Origin of the sequence: Brachybacterium sp. GPGPB12, from assembly GCF_038396325.1 — a bacterium.
Classification (GTDB): domain Bacteria; phylum Actinomycetota; class Actinomycetes; order Actinomycetales; family Dermabacteraceae; genus Brachybacterium; species Brachybacterium conglomeratum.
In genome coordinates this window covers 2,314,871-2,333,526 of record NZ_CP149573.1, presented here as the reverse complement: position 1 = coordinate 2,333,526, position 18,656 = coordinate 2,314,871, and the positions used below count along the sequence as shown (strand labels likewise).

At 72.8% G+C, this 18,656-nt stretch carries 13 protein-coding genes and 7 pseudogenes; 10 read left to right on the top strand and 10 right to left on the bottom strand.

What is annotated here, in order from left to right; genetic code table 11:
• Positions 1-61: 61 nt before the first annotated feature.
• Together WKH84_RS13595 and WKH84_RS13590 are read right to left on the bottom strand one after the other, a co-directional pair.
• On the bottom strand, positions 62-232 hold the full coding sequence (locus WKH84_RS13595; RefSeq protein ID WP_341854041.1) for a hypothetical protein: 171 nt from the start codon (positions 230-232) through the stop codon (positions 62-64).
• A 54-nt stretch (positions 233-286) separates the two neighbouring features.
• Entirely contained in the window at positions 287-499 is a 213-nt protein-coding gene (locus WKH84_RS13590) for a hypothetical protein (protein ID WP_341854040.1), read from the bottom strand.
• A 134-nt stretch (positions 500-633) separates the two neighbouring features.
• On the opposite strand from WKH84_RS13590, the gene WKH84_RS13585 reads away from it, so the two are divergent.
• Positions 634-1,488 (top strand): HNH endonuclease signature motif containing protein, encoded by an 855-nt coding sequence (locus tag WKH84_RS13585; protein WP_341854039.1) that lies wholly within the window; start codon positions 634-636, stop codon positions 1,486-1,488.
• Between the two features lie 63 nt (positions 1,489-1,551).
• On the opposite strand, the gene WKH84_RS13580 is transcribed toward WKH84_RS13585, so the two are convergent.
• The 4 genes and pseudogenes from WKH84_RS13580 to fdhA all read right to left on the bottom strand — a co-directional run.
• A complete protein-coding gene (locus WKH84_RS13580) occupies positions 1,552-2,568 on the bottom strand; it encodes a metallophosphoesterase (protein WP_341854038.1) in 1,017 nt (338 codons plus the stop codon).
• A 54-nt stretch (positions 2,569-2,622) separates the two neighbouring features.
• Positions 2,623-4,095, bottom strand: coding sequence for a phosphodiester glycosidase family protein (locus tag WKH84_RS13575; RefSeq protein ID WP_341854037.1), 1,473 nt, complete (start codon positions 4,093-4,095; stop codon positions 2,623-2,625).
• Positions 4,096-4,538: 443 nt separating this feature from the next.
• Entirely contained in the window at positions 4,539-4,886 is a 348-nt protein-coding gene (locus WKH84_RS13570) for a hypothetical protein (protein WP_341854036.1), read from the bottom strand.
• Positions 4,887-5,032: 146 nt separating this feature from the next.
• A pseudogene (gene fdhA / locus WKH84_RS13565) lies at positions 5,033-6,108 on the bottom strand (formaldehyde dehydrogenase, glutathione-independent); the annotation flags it as partial.
• A 43-nt stretch (positions 6,109-6,151) separates the two neighbouring features.
• Here fdhA and WKH84_RS13560 point away from each other — a divergent pair.
• The 9 genes and pseudogenes from WKH84_RS13560 (at position 6,152) to ppsA (ending at position 16,325) form a co-directional block, all read left to right on the top strand.
• Positions 6,152-7,573: pseudogene (locus WKH84_RS13560) on the top strand (protein adenylyltransferase SelO family protein).
• A 90-nt stretch (positions 7,574-7,663) separates the two neighbouring features.
• Positions 7,664-8,215: a type 1 glutamine amidotransferase domain-containing protein gene (locus WKH84_RS13555; RefSeq protein ID WP_341854035.1), complete on the top strand. Its 552-nt coding sequence runs from the start codon at positions 7,664-7,666 to the stop codon at positions 8,213-8,215.
• A gap of 30 nt (positions 8,216-8,245) precedes the next feature.
• Entirely contained in the window at positions 8,246-8,614 is a 369-nt protein-coding gene (locus WKH84_RS13550; RefSeq protein WP_341854034.1) for a hypothetical protein, read from the top strand.
• Positions 8,615-8,993: 379 nt separating this feature from the next.
• A complete protein-coding gene (locus WKH84_RS13545) occupies positions 8,994-9,551 on the top strand; it encodes an esterase (RefSeq protein ID WP_341854033.1) in 558 nt (185 codons plus the stop codon).
• Between the two features lie 184 nt (positions 9,552-9,735).
• A pseudogene (locus tag WKH84_RS13540) lies at positions 9,736-11,111 on the top strand (hemolysin family protein).
• A pseudogene (locus WKH84_RS13535) lies at positions 11,108-12,149 on the top strand (hemolysin family protein). The pseudogenes WKH84_RS13540 and WKH84_RS13535 overlap by 4 nt, the downstream one beginning before the upstream one ends.
• Positions 12,150-12,171: 22 nt before the next feature.
• Positions 12,172-12,792, top strand: coding sequence for a class I SAM-dependent methyltransferase (locus WKH84_RS13530; RefSeq protein ID WP_341854032.1), 621 nt, complete (start codon positions 12,172-12,174; stop codon positions 12,790-12,792).
• Between the two features lie 286 nt (positions 12,793-13,078).
• The gene (locus tag WKH84_RS13525) at positions 13,079-13,897 is read left to right on the top strand and encodes a kinase/pyrophosphorylase (RefSeq protein ID WP_341854031.1); all 819 of its coding nucleotides are present in this window, start codon (positions 13,079-13,081) and stop codon (positions 13,895-13,897) included.
• A 25-nt stretch (positions 13,898-13,922) separates the two neighbouring features.
• Positions 13,923-16,325: pseudogene (gene ppsA, locus WKH84_RS13520) on the top strand (phosphoenolpyruvate synthase).
• Positions 16,326-16,624: 299 nt separating this feature from the next.
• Here ppsA and WKH84_RS13515 read toward each other — a convergent pair.
• The 4 genes and pseudogenes from WKH84_RS13515 to larC (WKH84_RS13500) all read right to left on the bottom strand — a co-directional run.
• Entirely contained in the window at positions 16,625-16,822 is a 198-nt protein-coding gene (locus tag WKH84_RS13515; protein ID WP_341854030.1) for a hypothetical protein, read from the bottom strand.
• A gap of 296 nt (positions 16,823-17,118) precedes the next feature.
• Entirely contained in the window at positions 17,119-17,340 is a 222-nt protein-coding gene (larC, locus tag WKH84_RS13510; RefSeq protein ID WP_341854029.1) for a nickel insertion protein, read from the bottom strand.
• 115 nt (positions 17,341-17,455) lie between these two features.
• Positions 17,456-17,887 (bottom strand): annotated as a pseudogene (gene larC / locus WKH84_RS13505) (nickel insertion protein); the annotation flags it as partial.
• Between the two features lie 283 nt (positions 17,888-18,170).
• Positions 18,171-18,560 (bottom strand): annotated as a pseudogene (larC, locus tag WKH84_RS13500) (nickel insertion protein); the annotation flags it as partial.
• Positions 18,561-18,656 lie beyond the last annotated feature (96 nt).

Genomic DNA, 18,656 nt, shown 5'->3' with positions numbered 1-18,656 from the left:
GCACGATCGAGGCGTCGCGGGTGCTCGCACTGCACCGCACGATGCAGACCAGGGCCCGCCTCTACGCCCACCAGCTGCGACAGCTGGCGATGTTCTTCCGCGAGGATCCCGAGACCGGCGGCATCCCCGAGAACGCGGACATGACCGGCGTGAAGGTCGCCGTGGGCCTGCGCACCTCCGCGGCCCGCGCCTGGTCGATGGTGCTGGACGCCCGCACCTCCGTGGATCTCATGCCGGCGACCTTCGCGCACCTCGCACGCGGCGACATGCCCGAGGACTTCCACCGCTACCTGCTGCGCCAGGTGCGCCGCCTTGACGATGCGCAGAAGGAGTCGGTGGACCGCCACCTCGCCGGGGTGGAGATCCCCGCGGTCTCCAAGGCGACCTTCGAGGCGCAGGTCCGCCTCGCCGTGCGCCTCGCGACCGCGGGCACCGTGCCCGAGCCGCCGCGGGCATCCCGCTCCGTCGAGTCGCTCGACGTCGACACGAGGGCCGGCACCGCCTCGCTCTACGTCACCGGACCGATCCCCGAGATCCAGGGCCTCGCGCATCGGCTCGACGTCGCCGCGCGCACCGTCCAGAAGGCGCGCGCGCCGCCCTGCGCGACGGCGAGGAGGGGCCGCGCCCTTCGACATGGACGGCGACCTCGCCGAGCGGGGCCGCGCCCTCTCCCTCGCGACCCTTCGTTACGCGATCCTCACCCACTCAGTGCTGGACATCGACCCGGTCCAGGAGACCCGCGGCCCCTACAAGATCCTCGTCACCGTGCCGGTCACGACGCCGCTGGGACTGGAGAACACCCCCGCGATGCTCGATGGGCTCACGCCGATCCCGGCCGAGCTCGCCCGGGACCTCGCCGCCGGGGAGCCGACCTGGCTGCGGATCCTCACCGACCCGATCATCGGGGCGCCCTGCGACGCGGTCGCCGAGACCTACCACCCCACCGCCCAGGCGAGGCTCCAGCCGCGGCTTCGCCATCCGCTCTGCGCGGTGCCGGGATGCGAACGGCCCACCCGCCTCGCCGCCGAGGACGACCACATCCTCGAGTACGACCACGACCACCCCGACGAGGGCGGCCCGACCTCGCTCCAGAACCTGCACCGGCTGTGCTGGAGGCATCACCAGCTCAAGACCGCCGGGCTCCTCGACCCCACCCGCGTTCCCGACCCCAGCCGCGAGCTCGGCGGCTCACCCGGACCGGTCGCCACCGACTGGGAGATCGACGGCGGAATCCGTGCCCGCACCGTCGAAGACACCGACCTCGTCACCCCGGTCACCGCCGAAGCACTCGAAGCCGCCTGGCGGATCCACCAGCGACTCCACGCCGACGCAGAGCGGCTCGCCGCCGCCGAGCGGGCCAGGCCACGACGAGAACGGGTCGACGAGCGGCGTCGCGAGGCGATGGCCATCGCCCACCCCCACCTGCGCGACCGGCTCCGGCCGCCGGACCCCGATGCGATCGCCGCGCTCGGCGACCCGCCGTTCTAGCTCACCGGCCCTCGCCGGCGACCTTCACCGTCATCCGCGCCGTCTCGCCGTTCACCGTGACCGTCACGGTCGCGGCGCCGCGGCGCGCGCCCCGGTCATCTCGCCGGTGCGCGGATCGACCCGGACGACGTCACGCCGGTCCGGATGCTCGTCGCCCGCTCCGCCGGTCGCGACATGCACCCCGGTGCCGCCCCACTGGGCGGTGACCGGCCACGCGACCGGCACCTCCCGGCCGTCCTGCGTGAGCGTCGCCGAGACCTCCCCGACCTCGCCCACCGCCAGCTGGTCCCGGCCCTCGACCGCGAGGGAGTCGACCCACGGGCGGGTCTCCGCCGCGAGCCAGTCGACCCGATCCTGCGTGGCGGGATTCCGGCCGACCACGCCCGAGGCCGGATCGATGCCCAGCATCGTCCAACCCGTGAAGCCGCCCGTCGCCGGCGTGCCCGCCGGGAACTTGCCCGAGTTGCCGTTCACCAGCGTGGTCACGCCCTCGACCGCGCCGCCGTGGAACACGCCCGCATGGGCGTTCACCAGCGCGACGGACTTGCCCGTCGTGCGACGGAACTCGGCGAGCTGCTCCTCGATCGCCCGGGCCTCCCGCTGATCGGAGAGCTGGCTCGACTCGCTCGGCGACGGATCGTCGGTCGGGTGGTGGAAGAACACGACCGCCCCGGTGAGCACGTCGGACTCCGCCACGGCGCCCAGCCGCTCCTCGAGCATCTCGAGCTGGCCCAGGCCGTCCCCGGCGAGGGTGCCGGGGGCGCTGTTCATCGTGATGAGCTTCGTCGCGCCGAGATCCTGCGCGGTCGACGTCGGCCCGAACGCCTCCTCGAAGTTCGCGATGTCCCCGCCCATCACCTCGTGGTTGCCGGGCACGTAGACGTACGGGATGTCGCTCGTCCACTCCTCCTCGAGGATCCGCTGGGCGAGGGCGAAGTCCTCCGGCGAGGCCTCGTCGACCAGGTCGCCGTTGATGACCAGCAGGTCCGGGGACGCCTCCCGGATCTCCCGCAGGGTGCGGCGCGCGCCCTCGACGGCGTCCGAGTCCGGGGAGGCGGCCACGAATTGGGCATCGCTCATCACCGCGATCCGCGCGGACGGTCCGAGACGTCGCCGTTCGCCAGCGGCGCCGCGTCATGGATCCGCGGCTCCTCGGGCGACTCGGCCTGCGGGGTGGTGGTCGCGCGGAGGTTCGCGACGGTGATGTCGCCCGTGTACTGCGCCTCCGGGCGGGTCTCCATGATCCGCAGACGCTCGACGGTCAGCGGTCGCGGCAGACCCTCCGGCACCGTGAAGCGCACGCTCTGCCAGCCCTCGCCGTCCAGGTTCTCGCCGTCGAGGTTCGTCACCGTGCCCTCGCCGTCGCGCACCTGCGACCGGGGCCAGGCACCGCTGCCGTCGGAGAGCACGTCCATCGTCAGCGCCTGCGTGGAGCCGTCCACCGTCACCGGCTCGTCCGCGACCAGGTAGTAGCCGCGGGTCGCCGAGGAGGTGGTGAAGTCGTACGTCATGCGCACGCCGAGCGTCGGCTCGCCGTCCTCGCCGGCCGGCCCCTCGGCCACCTCGAAGGAGCCGGTCGCCCGAGCCGCGTCGTCGCTGAAGGCGGAGAGGTCCGAGAAGTCGAGGACCTCTTTGCTCCTCGGTGCCGTGGGTGAGGGGGACCGTGGTCGACAGGCCCGCGGCGCGGAGGGTGAGCGTGCCGGTGGCGACCTCGCCGGTCGCGCGCACGCTCCAGCTCCCGAGGCCGTCGTCGGTGACCTCGAAGCCGTCGGAGGTCGTGGCCTCGACATCCGCCGTCTCGATCCGGGCGCGACGTCCGTCGGCGTCGTAACCGGTCAGGGCCACGGTGCGGGAGATCTCGGCGTCCGGGAGGTTCAGCGAGCGCTCCGAGACCTGCAGGCCGACGGGCTCGCCGAGCACGCGCGGCTCCTGCCGCGCCTCATGGCCCGCGGCGGTGTAGGTGACGGCGCCGCCGCCGGGACCTGTGCCGCGCACGACGGCGCCGGCCTGGTCGGACTGCTCGAGCTCCACCGCGCCCTCCGCGGTGAAGGCGCCGTCGGCCATCACCGGGGAGAGGTCGGCGGCGAGACCGGTCGCCTCCAGAGAGCGCCGCAGGCCGGGGAAGACGGCGTCCTCGCCCTCGAGGGCGAGGGTCGTGTGCACGTCGGCGAGCTCCTCGGCCGGGGCGTCGGAGTAGAACACCAGCGCATTGGGCACCTCGCGCACGACCCCGTCCGACGGGCTGTTCCAGAACGCCTCGCTCTCGCTGCCGACGGTGCGGGCGGCCAGCGCCGAGGAGCCGCCGCCGTCGAGGTTGACGGCGTTGTGCGCGCCCATGTCCTCGAGGATCTGCCCCATCTCCGGCAGGGTCATCCCCGTGGACGCGGTGCTGCGGCCGTCCAGGACCAGCACGAACAGCTCGCTGCCGTCCCGGCTGACGCCCACGGCGGTGCGGGGATGGGAGGTCGTGACCAGGGAATCCCCGCCCATGTCCGGCACCTCGCCGCCCTCGAGGATCTGATGGTCGCCGGCGATGCCGAGGTCGACGTCCTGGTCGGGGCCGATCTCGATGTCGACCGCGTCGCCCACCTCGAGGTCCGCGACCATGCCGGCGCCGTCCTCGCGGCCCAGCGAAGACCTGTCCGTCCTCGGGGATCTGCGGGTCGCCGGCGGAGTCCTGCACCTCAGTGACCTCGGTGACCGTGCCGTCGACGATGGTCGCCAGCGCGATCTCCTCGGCCATCGCGTCGGGCGCGCCGACGGGCCGGTCCAGCGTGTAGTCGCCCCACGCCGGGGTGTACACCCCGATCCCGTCCTCAGGCAGGGAGGGGTTGTTGATCCCCTCGAGCTCGTGGACGGCGCCGTCGGCCGTGGTGAGCTCGCCGGAGGCGGAGAGGGCCTGGATCGCGGCCTTCCCGTCGGCGAGCGTGAGCGCGGGCATCGCCTGGGAGGTGCCCATGCGCACGCCGGCAGAGCTCATCGAGGTGCGCGGCGGCGCATCGGAGTGGTTGATGTCGAAGAAGGTGCCGTTGACCGCGGCGACGGCGCGGTCACCGCGCTCGCCGGCGTGCATCACATCGGTCAGCGGGGAGCGGCCCGTGACGGTGCCGTCGTCGGTGACGTCGACCGAGAGGGTCGACTCGGTGAGGTCGGCGGTGAGGACGCCGCCCCTCCTTCCAGCCTCCCTCCTCGAGGCGGGAGAAGGTGGTGAGGTCCAGGCCCGGCGCGACGCGGTAGTCCTGCGAGTCGCGCGACACCCCGCCCTCGGCGAGCTGTCCGTCGGTGACCTCCGCCGCGGCGGGCGCGGCAGGGAGCGCGGGGAGGAGGAGGGCGAAGGCTGCGAGGAGCGCGAGCCAGCGGGTCTGTGTGAGGGCGGGGGCGCGGGGCGCGGAGGGCATCGAGGATCCTGCTCGCTGGAGGGGAGGGCCTCGAGCACCGTATGTGACCTGGGAGACACCTGGGTGGTGTCGGGGTGAACGTCGGGTGACCTGACATCGGTGTGAGGGCTGGTCGCCCTCACCCCGATGTCAGGTGTCGTGCCAGGTCAGACGGCCTGGACCTTGCCGGTCACGCCGTGCGGGTCGATGACGTACTTCTTGGCGACGCCGGAGTCGAACTCGGCGTAGCCCTTCGGTGCGTCGTCCAGCGAGATCGCGGTGGCGTTCACGGCATCGGCGATCTGCACCTTGTCGTGGAGGATCGCCTCCATGAGCTGGCGGTGGTAGCGCATCACCGGGCACTGGCCGGTGGTGAAGCTGAGCGACTTCGCCCAGCCGAGACCGAACCGCATCGAGAGCGAGCCGACCTTCGCGTTCTCGTCGATGCCGCCCGGGTCGCCCGTGACGTACAGGCCCGGGATGCCGAGCGCGCCGCCGGCGCGGGTGATGTCCATGAGCGTGTTCAGCACGGTCGCGGGCGCCTCCGTCGCCTCCTTGCCGTGCCCCCGCGCCTCGAAGCCCACGGCGTCCACGCCTGCGTCGACCTCCTCGCGGCCGAGGATCCGGGCGATGCCCTCGCGCGGGTCCTCCTTCGAGACGTCGATCGTCTCGCAACCGAACTTCGCAGCGTTCGCGAGGCGGTCCGCGTTCATGTCGGCCATGATCACGACCGACGCGCCGAGCAGCCTGCGCGCCCACGGCGGCGGCGGTCCCGACGGGGCCGGCGCCCGCGATGTACACCGACTTGCCCGGGCCCACGCCCGCGGAGACCGCGCCGTGGAAGCCGGTGGGGAAGATGTCCGAGAGCATGGTCAGGTCCAGGATCTTCTCCATGGCCTGGTCCTTGTCCGGGAACCTCAGCAGATTCCAGTCGGCATAGGGGACCACCACGTACTCGGCTTGGCCGCCCACCCAGCCGCCCATGTCGACATAGCCGTAGGCGGCTGCCGGGACGGTCCGGGTTCACGTTCAGGCAGATCTCGGTGCGGCCCGTCTTGCACATCTCGCAGCGGCCGCAGGAGATGTTGAAGGGGACCGAGACCAGGTCGCCTTCCTTGATGAACTCCACGCCCGGCCCGGTCTCGACGACCTCGCCGGTGATCTCGTGGCCGAGCACGAGGCCCTCGGGGGCGGTGGTGCGGCCGCGGACCATGTGCTGGTCCGAGCCGCAGATGTTGGTGGTGGGTAAGGCCCGACGGCGTAGCCTGGTGGGGAAGAGGTGAGCCGTGCCCGAGATCCATCAGACCTATGCCGCCGAGCCGCCCGAGCTCTCGACGCCGTGGCGGGCCGACGTCCCGCCGCGTCCGGAGCTCGTCTGGCTCGACGAGGAGCTCGCCCGCGAGCTGGGGCTGGATCCCGAGTGGTCGCGGGGCGAGGACGGGATGGCGCGCTGACCGGGCAGATCGAGGGCACCGTCGCGCAGGCCTACGCCGGCCACCAGTTCGGCACCGCGAACCCGCGGCTCGGCGACGGGCGGGCGGTGCCGCTGGGGGAGATCGTCGACGCCCGGGGCAGAAGACGGGACCTGCACCTGAAGGGGGCGGGCAGGACGCCCTTCGCGCGGGGCGGGGACGGGAAGGCGCCGCTCGGTCCGATCGTCGCGCGAGGCCGTGATCGGGCGCTGGTCGCACGCCTGCGGCGCCCCCACCACGCGCGCCCTCGCCGTGCTCACCACCGGGGAGAGGATCGCGCCGCGCCAGGGGGTCACCGACGAGCCGGGTGCGCTGCTGGTGCGGGTCGCCGCGAGCCACCTGCGGGTGGGGACCGTCGAGTACGCCTCCTGGCACCTGGGGCCCGAGGTGACGGGGCGGCTCGTCGACCACGCGATCGTCCGGCACCACCCGTCGGCCGACGGGCCGCTGGGACTGCTGCAGGCCGTGTCCGAGGCGCAGGCGGACCTGGTGGCGCAGTGGATCTTGCTCGGGTTCGTGCACGGGGTGATGAACACCGACAACATGACGCTGTCCGGCGAGGGCATCGACTACGGGCCCTGCGCCGTGCTGGACGTGCACCGCCGCGGCGCCGTGTTCAGCTCGATCGACCGCGGCGGCCGCTACGCCTACGGCAACCAGCCCGGCATCGCGCTGTGGAACCTCTCCCGCTTCGCCGAGGCGCTGCTGCCGGTGATCGAAGGGGAGCCGAATGCTGCGGTGACCAGGGCGACGGCGGTCCTCGAGGGGTTCGAGAGCAGGTATCTCGACGCGTACGCCGACGGGCTCGCGGCGAAGCTCGGCGTCCGCGGGGAGCGGGGCGAGGTGCGGGAGCTCGGGGAGGAGCTGTTCACCCTCCTCGAGGAGCAGCGGGTGGACCACACGGGGTTCTTCCGGGCGCTCGGCGGGGGCACGGCGGCGGGGCTGTTCGCGGAGCCGGCACCGTTCGAGGACTGGTCGCGGCGCTGGGAAACGCCGCGGGGCGACGGGGACTCGGCCGACGAGGCCCGTGCGGCGATGCGCCGCGCGAACCCCCTGTACGTCCCCCGCAACGTCCATCTCGAGGCGGCGGCGCGGGCCGCGCACCTGGGGGACATGGCACCGGTGCTGAGGTTGCTCGACGCCGTGGGGTCGCCCTTCGAGCGGCGGGAGGGGCTCGAGGTTCTCGAGGGGCCGGGCGACGGGGGCGATGCCTTCATGACCTTCTGCGGCACCTGAGGGGCACCCCCGAACGGTCGGTCGAGCGGGAGGGCGCGGCCCGCTCCGCGGTGCTAGCGTCGCAGGTGTCACCGACGGAAGGAGAGCCCCATGGCTGCCCTGAACGATCGACGCATCCTGGTCCTGACCACCAACTTCGGCACCGAGTCCGATGAGCTGACGAAGCCGATCGCCGCGCCGCGTGAGGCGGGAGCGACCGTGACGGTCGCGGCGACGGAGCCCGGTGTCGTCAAGACCCTCGCGGGCGACAGGGACCCCGGCCCCGAGGTCCCCGTGGACACCACCTACGAGCAGGTCAGGGCCGTCGACTTCGACGCCCTCGTGATCCCGGGCGGCACGCTCAACGCCGACCAGCCGCGCACCGACGAGGCCGCCCAGCGGCTCGTGCGGGCCTTCGGCGCCGACGGCAAGGTCGTCGCCGCGATCTGCCACGCTCCCTGGATGCTGGTCGAGACCGGGTTCGCCGCCGACCGCGACCTGACCTCCGTCCCCGCCATCCGCACCGACCTCGTCAACGCGGGTGCCCGCTGGGCGGACCGGGAGGTGGTCATCGACGACGAGGCCGGGTTCCGCCTCATCACCTCCCGCACACCCGATGATCTCGACGCCTTCAACGCGGCGATCATCGACGCCCTGAGCTGACCGCCCGAGTACCCTCCGGAGGAGAGACACATGACCGAGAGCTTCGACCCCGAGAGCACGACCCAGGGCGAGGACGGGCCGCTGGGAGAGGACCAGTGGCAGGACGTGGACCAGGTCCAGGGGCAGGATCCGGCGCCGGACTCCGACGAGGTCAGCATCGACGACACCCTGGAGTTCGATCGCGCCGCCGCCGAGGGCCCCGAGGAGCGCCTCGTGGACGCCCACGGCATCGACACGGACATGGCGCGTGGCGCCGACGGCGCGACCGCCGCCGAGCAGGGCAACCGCGACGAGGACCGCATGGAGGCCGACGTCGACGACGAGCGACTAGAGCGGCTCGCCCGCGAGGACGGCGGGCTGGACGAGATCCTCCCCGAGCAGGAACCGCCCCTGGCCTGACCTGCGGCGACGCCGTCCCCGTTTAATCCGTTGCTCTCGGGTGACGACGGGTCTACGGTGTGAGCACACAGGGAAGGAGGTGATCCGAGAAGTGATTTCTTATCGGACATGTGAGGTGGCTCGCCGCTGAGGCGACCGTTCATCCGGACGCGCAGCGAATACCACCGAGTCGCCGGGACCCCCAGGGGTCGGACCTCGTCCTTCCGACCAGCGCACCGCGCGACCTGGGGGTTCTTCCCTGCCCCGACGCCTGCGAGTCGATAGCCTCGTGCCATGACGACCTCGCCCCAGTACGGCTCCGTGGAGCTGATCGCCCCGCACCTCGACCAGAGCGCCGTGGAGCGCGGCGGCGCGCAGGACGCCCCGATCGTGCTTGCTGATGCACGGGCTCGGCAGCGACGAGCGCGACCTCGCGAGCCTCGTGCCCTTCCTCCCGCCCGTCTTCGAGTACGTCTCCGTGCGCGGGATCTTCCGGTACGTGCAGGGCTATGCCTGGTTCGACATGCCCCTGGACCCGGATCGGCCCGAGGCGATCGAGTCCTCGGCCGCGGCCGTCGAGGAGTGGATCGCCGCGCAGGAGCGCCCCGTCGTCGGCGCGATCGGTTTCTCCCAGGGCGGTGCGGTCGCCCTCCAGCTCCTGCGCCGCGATCCGCATGCGCTCCAATTCGTCGTGAACCTCTCAGGCTTCCCGTTCCCCGCCGCGATGGAGGGCGATGCCGCGCTCGCCGAGGTGCGTCCGCCCGCGCTGTGGGGCCACGGCGGGATGGACCCCCTCTACGACCCCGAGCGGGAGCAGGCGGTCCGCGAGTTCATGAGCGCGCACACCACGCTCGAGGAGGAGCGCCGCCCGCGGCTCGGGCACGCGGTCGACGAGATCGAGCTGAGGGCCGTCGCCGCCTTCCTGCGCCGTCGGGCCGCCGACGCGGACGGACGCTGAGCGCTCGCCCGCATTCCCTCCCGCCGCCCAGGGGGCGGGCTGTAGCATTCCTGCATTCCCCGCCGAGAGACGGCGGGGTTCCCCAGGAGCACCAGGAGATCATGAGCGCCGCCAGCGACGCCCCCAGTGACAGTCCCAGGCCTTCGGGCCTGCACTCATTCACTTCCCACGGGGGGATCCGTCCATGGATCTGATCGGTCCCCTCGTCTCGCTGGCGATCGGGCTCCTGCTCGTGCTGGCCTGCGGCGCCTTCGTCGCCGCGGAGTTCTCCCTGATCACGGTCAACCGCAATGACGTGGAGGCCGCCGCCGAGAGCGGCGACAAGCGCGCCGGCGGTGTCCTGCGGGGCATGAAGACCCTCTCCACGCGCCTCTCCGGAGCGCGGCTGGGGATCACGGTCACCAACCTCGGCATCGGCTTCCTCGCCGAGCCCGCGATCGCGGCCCTCGTCGGCCCGCCGCTCGTGGACGCCGGGCTCAGCGAGGTCGCGGCCCGCTCCGCGTCGGTCGCCCTCGCCCTGGTCCTCGCCACCGGCATGACCATGATCTTCGGCGAGCTGGTCCCCAAGAACATGGCGATCGCACAGCCGCGCGCACCGCGAAGCTGGTCGTCGGCTTCCAACGCCTGTTCAGCACGATCTTCGCCCTCCCGATCCGCCTGTTCAACGGCAACGCGAACGCGGTGGTGCGGGCGCTCGGCGTCGAGCCGCAGGAGGAGCTGAGCTCCGCCCGCGGCGCCGACGAGCTGTCCGTCCTGGTCAAGCGCTCTGCCGACGAGGGCGCCCTCGCCGAGGAGACCGCCTCGCTGGTGCGGCGCACTCTCGCCTTCGGCGACCGTCGCGCGCACGACGCGATGGTGCCCCGCGGCAGGGTCGACTCCCTGGAGGTCGACCAGACGGTCGCCGACCTGCTGGAGCTCGCCCGCGAGACCGGGCACTCCCGCTTCCCCGTGCAGGACGAGGAGAACGAGATCGCGGGCGTCGCGCACATCCGCCACGGCCTCGCCGTCCCCTTCGATGAGCGGCCCACCACGAGGGTCGACGCCGTGATGGGACCGGCGACGTTCGTGCCGGACACGGTGCCGCTGGACGACCTGATGGACACCCTCCGCGCCGGCGGCCTGCAGATGGCCGTCGTCGTCGACGAGTTCGGCGACCACGCCGGCCTCATCACCCTCGAGGACCTCGTCGAGGAAATCGTCGGCGAGGTCCGCGACGAGCACGACGAGGAGATGGACGACACCCCCGAGCCCGACGGCTCCTGGGACCTCGACGCGCGCATGCGTCCCGACGAGGCGACCGAGCGGCTCGGCGTCACCGTGCCCGAGCACGAGGACTACGACACCCTCGGCGGCCTGGTCACGATGGAGCTCGGCCGCCTGGCCGAGGTCGGCGACGAGATCGTCGTGGACACCGACCCGGCGCCCGGCGAGGAGCCGGCGCGCCTGCGGATCGTCGTCGTCGAGATCGACGGGATGCGGATCGAGACCGTGCACGTGATCGTCGAGGCGGTGCCCGACGAGTCGGATGTGCGGGCCGAGGACGAGGAGGTGGCCCGATGAGCGACTACGTCGGCCTGCTGGCCACCCTGGTCCTGCTTTGCTCCTGAACGCCTTCTTCGTCGGCGCGGAGTTCGCGCTGATCTCGGCGAGACGCTCCGTCATCGAGCCGAAGGCGCTCGAGGGGAACTGGGCCGCGAAGGTCACGATCTCCGCGATGGAGCAGGTCTCCCTCATGATGGCCGGCGCCCAGATGGGCATCACCGTCTGCTCCCTCGCGCTCGGCGCGATCAGCGAGCCCGCGATCGCGCACCTGCTCGAGGGCCCCTTCGAGGCGATCGGCGTGCCGGGCGCGCTCACCCACCCGATCAGCTTCGTGATCGCGCTGTCCCTGGTCACCTACCTCCACGTCGTCTTCGGCGAGATGGTGCCCAAGAACATCGCGCTCGCCGGCCCCGAGCGGATGGCGCTGATCCTGGCGCCGGTGCTGATGGGCATCGTCACCGTCTTGCGGCCGCTGCTGTGGCTACTGAACTCCATCGGCAACCTCGTGCTGCGGATGATGGGCATCGAGCCGAAGGACGAGGTCACCAGCGCTTTCACCCGCAACGAGGTCGCGGCGATGGTGAGCGAGTCCCGCGAGGGCGGACTGCTCGAGGACAACGACGAGGCGCTGCTGCTGGGCGCCCTGCGCTTCGAGGCCCGCTCGGTCGCGAACCTGGTCATCCCGCTCGAGAAGGTCTCGACCCTGCCCGAGGGCGCCACCGCCGCCCAGGCGGAGGCCGCGGCCGTCGAGGGCTACTCCCGCTTCCCCGTGAAGGCGGCCGACGGGCGCCTGACCGGCTACGTCCACATCAAGGACCTGCTCGACGCCGTCCAGGCCACGCGCGACGAGCCGATCCCCGCGGAGCGGATCCGGGCGCGCCCCGGATCGGCGGCGACCAGCCGCCGCGCGACGCGCTCGCCGAGATGCAGGGCTCCGGCGCGCACCTCGGTGCGGCGACCGGTTCCGGCGGCGAGGTGATCGGCGTGGTCACCCTCGAGGACATGCTCGAGGAGCTCGTGGGCCAGATCCGGGACGACTCGCGCGCGTACGCGTGAGGGCGGGCCCGACAATGGGGTCATGACGATCCCCGGCATCGGCCCTGACGAGAACCTGTGGACGGTCGCGGTGCGGCGCGATCCTGAGCATGCGGCCGGCTACGCCGCACGCTGGAAGCGTCTCGCCGCGGCCGGACAGGACCTGGACGGCGAGGCGCGGCTGATCGACGCCATGGCGCCGCGCGGCTCGCGGATCCTCGATGCCGGGTGCGGCACGGGGCGGGTCGGCGGGCGCCTGGCGCGGGCCGGACACCGGGTCGTCGGCGTCGACCTCGATCCGCACCTGATCGAGGTGGCCCGTGCCGAGCGACCGGCTGGGCGCTGGGAGGTGGGGAACCTCGCGGAGCTGGACCTGGTCGATGGGCATGGGGAGCGCGAGCAGTTCGATCTCGAGGTGTGCGCGGGGAACGTGCTGACCTTCCTCGCGGGGGCGGAGCGCCGGCCGGCGCTCACGGCGCTGGCCGCGCATCTTGCGCCGGAGGGTCGCCTGGTGGTCGGCTTCGGGCTCGACCGCGGCTACGCGATCGAGGACTTCACGGCCGACTCCGCCGCGGCCGGGCTCGTGCTCGCCCAGCGCTTCTCCACCTGGGACCTCCGCCCCGCCGCGGACGGCTTCCTGGTGGGGGTGCTCGAGAGGGTCTGACCACCGGGGACGGTCGTGCACGATCACGCTCGGGTGAACGCGCACCTCGGCGATCTCGCGCAGCGAGGAGGTGAGCCGCGCCACCTTCGTGGTCGGGTGCACGCGGCGACGGCGCTCGCGGCTACGGTGGCCCCAGCACACCGACGTGTCCCCGGCCCCGGCCGGGCCCATCGCAAGGGGCGCCGAATGAACGCATCGCTTCCGATCCCCCCGCCGCCGCCGGCCGCCGCCCGGCAGACGTCCGCGTGCCCCCGCCCGCGCCCCGCCGCGGAGCGTCCTGCGGCCGATGCGGTCCCCGTCTTCTTCATCTCCGACTCCACCGGCATCAGCGCCGAGACCATGGGCAACGCGCTGCGCTCTGCAGTTCCCGTCGGTCCCCTTCGAACGTCGGCTGATCCCCTTCCTCCGCACCGTCGAAGAGGCTCGGGAGGTGCGCGAGGACCTCGACGCGGCGGCGGACAGCGAGATCGCGCCGCTGGTGTTCCTCACCGTCGTCGACGAGTCGGTGCGCCAGGAGCCGCTGCGCACCCGCGCACCCGTGATCGACTTCGTCAGCGGCCATCTCGCCCAGCTCGAGGCGCGGCTCGGCGTCACCGGCGACCACGCCCCCGCCCGGCTCCACGGGGTCGGCGACTCCCGCCGCTACAACCGCCGCATGCAGGCGGTCGAGTTCGCGATCGAGCACGACGACGGGCAGTCCGTGCGCGCGATCGAGAAGGCCGACGTCATCCTCATCGCGCCGTCCCGCCGCGGGAAGACCCCCACCTCGATGTACCTGGCCCTGATGCACGGGATCTTCGTGGCGAACTACCCGCTGGTGGACGAGGACCTCGCCGGCGAGGTCGCGCCCGGCTCGATCTCCGCCGTCGCGGACCGCTGCTTCGGCCTGCTGACCTCGCCGGAGCGGCTGACCGCCGTGCGCTCCGAGCGCCGCGCCTCCTCCCGCTACGCCTCCCTCGAGCAGACTCGCTGGGAGCTGTCGAGGGCCCGCCGCGTGTACGACACGCACGGCATCGACTTCGTCGACTCCTCCAGCAAGTCGGTCGAGGAGATGTCGACCCTGATCCTCCAGTCCCTGGCTCGCCGCGGCACCACCGCCCGGTGAGCGTCCCCACCCCGAAGGAGCAGCAATGACGCAGAGCATCCGTTGGTTCTCCGAGCTCGGCATGGCCGATCTCGAGCAGGTCGGAGGCAAGAACGCCTCCCTGGGCGAGATGGTCTCGAACCTCTCCGCCCTCGGGGTCGCGGTGCCCGACGGCTTCGCGACCACCGCCGACGCCTATCGCGAGTTCCTCGGCGCGACGGGCCTTGCCGAGCGCATCGACCAGCGGCCGCAGGGCCTGGACACCGAGGACACGATCGCGCTCGCCGAGGCGGGCCGCGAGATCCGGGCGCTGGTCATCGAGCGGCCCTTCCCCTCCGCCCTCGAGGAGGGGATCCGCGAGGCGTACTCGACGCTCGCCGCCGGCGGCGGCGAGGAGGCGTCCTTCGCGGTGCGCTCCTCGGCGACGGCCGAGGACCTGCCGGACGCGTCCTTCGCCGGGCGACGAGGAGACCTTCCTGAACGTGCGCGGCATCGACGACGTCTTGCTCGCGATCCGGGAGGTGTTCGCCTCGCTCTACAACGACCGGGCGATCGCCTACCGCGTCCACCACGACTTCGAGCACGCCGCGGTCGCGCTCAGCGCCGGCGTGCAGAAGATGGTCCGCTCCGACATCGGCTCCTCCGGCGTCATGTTCACCGTCGACACCGAGTCCGGCTTCGACCAGGCCGTGTTCATCACCTCCGCTTTCGGGCTCGGCGAGGGCGTGGTCCAGGGCGCGGTGAACCCCGACGAGTTCTACGTCCACAAGCCCGGGTCGCGCGAGGGCCGGCCCGCGATCCTCAAGCGGCAGGTGGGCGAGAAGGCCACCAAGATGATCTACACGACCGACACGGCCGTCGGCCGCACCACCGCCTTCGTCGACGTCGACCCCGCCGAGCGGGTCCGGCTGTCGCTGACCGACGAGCAGGTCACCGAGCTCGCGACCCAGGCGCTGGTCATCGAGGAGCACTACGGGCGGCCGATGGACATCGAGTGGGGACTCGACGGGGCCGACGGGAGGCTCTACATCCTCCAGGCCCGCCCCGAGACCGTGCAGTCCCGCGCCGGGAACACCGTGGAGAAGTACCTCCTGGCCTCCCGCGGCCCCGTCCGGGTGGAGGGCCGTGCGATCGGCGCCCGGATCGGCGCCGGCCCCGTCCGGGTGCTCGACACGATCGACCGCATGCACGAGTTCCAGCCCGGCGAGGTCCTCGTCGCCGACATGACCGACCCCGACTGGGAGCCGATCATGAAGCGCGCCAGCGCCATCGTCACCGACCGCGGCGGGCGCACCTGCCACGCCGCGATCAACGCGCGCGAGCTGGGGATCCCGGCCGTGGTCGGCACCGGCACCGCCTCCCGGGACCTGGCCGACGGGGACGAGGTGACCGTCTCCGCCGCCGAGGGCGACACCGGCTACGTGTACGAGGGGATCCTCGACTACTCGGTCTCCTCCTCCGAGGTCGACTCGATGCCTGCGCCGCCCACGAAGATCATGATGAACGTCGGCAACCCCGAGCAGGCGTTCTCCTTCTCCCGGTCGCCGAACGCGGGCGTGGGCCTGGCGCGGCTGGAGTTCATCGTGAACCGCCAGATCGGCATCCACCCGCGCGCCCTGCTCGAGCTGGAGCGTCTGGAGAAGGACGAGCCGGAGATCGCCGCGCAGGTGACGGAGCGGATCAGCGCCTACGAGGGGCCGCGCGAGTTCTTCGTCCAGCGCGTCGCCGAGGGCGTGGCGACCATCGCCGCGGCCTTCCACCCGGAGCCGGTGATCGTGCGGATGAGCGACTTCAAGTCCAACGAGTACGCGAACCTCCTGGCCGGCACCCTGTTCGAGCCGGAGGAGGAGAACCCGATGATCGGCTACCGCGGCGCCTCGCGGTACCTCTCGGAGGACTTCGCCGACTGCTTCGCGATGGAGTGCGAGGCGCCGCGGTACGTGCGCGAGGACATGGGGCTGACCAACGTGAAGCTCATGATCCCCTTCGTGCGCACCCCCGCCGAGGGCAAGGGCGTGATCGACCTGCTCGCCACCCACGGGCTGGTGCGCGGGGAGAACGGGCTCGAGGTGATCATGATGTGCGAGATCCCCTCGAACGCCGCGGTGCCGGAGCTGTTCCTCGAGCACTTCGACGGCTTCTCGATCGGCTCGAACGACATGACGCGCTGACGCTGGGCCTGGACCGCGACTCGGCGCTGGTCGCGGACGCCTTCGACGAGCGGGACCCGGCGGTGAAGTTCATGCTGGGCCGTGCGATCGAGGCGTGCCGGGCGGCGGGGAAGTACGTCGGCATCTGCGGGCAGGGCCCGTCGGACCACCCGGACCTCGCCGAATGGTCGCTCGAGCAGGGCATCGCCTCGATGTCCCTGAACCCGGACACGGTGGTGGACACGTGGCCGCGGCTGGCGAAGCTGAGCGGCGGGCAGGGCGGCGGCGAGGTGGGCTGACGCTCTGACGCGTCGCGAGCTCCCCGGCGATCCGTCGCGCGGGGAGCTCGCGGCATGGTGGGCGAGGAGCGTTGCCGAGCGCGGTCGGGCCCTGCTCCGTCAGGCCGCTCCGTCAGGCTCGGTCCTCGTCCTTCATCACCGGCATCTCGCCGGTGCGGGTGGCGTGGGCGCCGCCGCTGGGCTGCGAGGTGACGGCGGTGAGCAGGAAGGCGCAGTCCTCGAGCGCCTCGACGGCGTGGCGGAAGTGGGTGAGCGCGTCGAGGTCGCCGGCGCGCGCGACTCCGCCTCCTCCTGACCGGTCACGCGCACGCCGCCGCGCACCACCTGGATCGACGCGGCGGGCGGGGAGTTGTGCTCGGGCAGGCGCACGCCGCGACGCGCGCGATGACGCTCTGGCGCAGCGGACCGTCGCTCACCAGGACCTCCGCGTGGCGTCCGTTCTCGGCGGTACGGGCCATGGTCATGGCCTTGGTGATCGCGTCGGGCAGGGCAGGCATGGGGTCCTCCTCCTCGGGAGTGGCGTCGGTCCCTTCCCAGTATCTCGCGGGGGTCGGGGTGCCGCTGTGGAACCGGGGAAGTCGAGCCGGGCGATCGGCCGGGCGCGGCCCGAGGGCCGCTGGTCGTGACCGTCGGCGGAACGGCGAACCGGGAGCGAGCAGCGGTGCTGTCGAAGAGATCGGTGTACGTGATGTACGTGATGTACGTGCTTTTCTGCAGCGACCCCGCCGGTCGCTGCGGTCGCCGGTGCCGTTGTCGTCGCGTGGGGGCCGGGAGAGCGTCGGCACGGGCCGTGTCAGCTGGTCGCGAGACCTGCCGCGGCCTCCTTGGCGAGGTCGAGCATGGTGCGCTCGCTGATGCCCAGCACGCGGGCCGCGGCGGCGACGTCGCGGAACTCGGGTTCGCGGCGCACGACGGTGCCGTGCTGGTCGCGGGCGATCTTCACGGCGATGCGTTGACCGCGCACCTTGACCTCGGTGAACTCGCGAGTGCGGATGACCCGGTCGACCCGGTGCATCCGCACGCCGAGGGTGCCGGTGCGGTCCATGAGCAGCCGGCGCGGCGTCTGGCTGCGAGTCCTCGCGGACCAGGGCATGGATCGTGACGGCGGGCCGGCCGTGCTTCATCGAGATCGGGACGAGCCAGGCGTCCAGAGCGCCCGCGTCCAGGAGCTCCTCGAGGACGCGAGGCCAGAGACGAGGGTCGAGGTCGTCGACGTTCGCCTCGAGCTGGAGAGCGGAGGTGGGGGTGGCGTGGGCGTCGGGCGGGAGATCGTCGGCGACCAGCTCGTTCGCGGCGAGGGTGCTGGGGGCGGGGGCGGGGTCCGCTGCCGCGGGATCGGCCGGGGAGGGCGCGGTCACCCGCGGCGCCGTGGACCGGGGTGCGGTCGTCGGGAGCGCGGTGGAAGGCCGCCCGGCGGCGTGCGGCTCGGGGGTGAACGGGCGGCCGACGAGGACTCGGACGACGTTCGGGCGGCCCGGGGTGTCCTTGGTGCCGGCGCCGACGCCGAGCGCTTCGGTGGCGATCATCGGCTGGGGGCCGGCAGTCGCGGCGAGGCCGCGCAGGAGGGCGACGCCGGTGGGGGTCGCGAGCTCGCCGATGCCGGGGGCGACACCGGAGGGGACGCGCCGGCCGCCGTGCTCGTGCGGACCGCCCTGGGCGTGGGCGGGCAGGGCTCGCGTCGGAGTCGGGGACGGGGACCGGGTCGTGGGAATGGGGATGGTCGTGCGCGTGGTCGTGGCTGTGGGAGTGGGCGTGCCCGCGCGGGGGGAGGATCTCGCCGGCGACCGTCGGCCAGCCGAGGGCGAGGCGGGCGACCACGGGGACCGGGACGGGGATGTCGCCGTGCGCGGCGCGGATCCGGCCCGAGCCGACGGCGAGGACGCCGCCGGTGGCCTCCTCGATGCCGAGCCGCCGCCACGCCTCGCAGGCCCCGATCACGTCGGCCAGGGAGTCCAGCGCCCCCACCTCGTGGAAGTGGACCTCGTCGGCCGGGACCCCGTGGGTCGCGCCCTCCGCCTCGGCGAGACGGCCGAAGACCGCCAGCGCCAGGTCGATCGTGCGCTCGGGGACGTCGCGGCCCCGCGCCTCCTCGAGCAGGTCCCGGATCGAGGCCCAGGTGCGATGCGGCGGGTCGTCGACCAGCACCTCCACGTCGACCTTCACCGCGCGCCGCCCGCCGCGGTCCACGTCGGTGCGGAGGAAGCGCACCGAGTCCGGGACCAGCGCGTCGAGCACCTGCTGGACGCGCGCGAGGTCCGCGCCGGCGTCGACGAGCGCGGCCAGCGAAGATGTCGCCGGCGATCCCGGCGGTCGCGTCGACAAAGGCGGTGC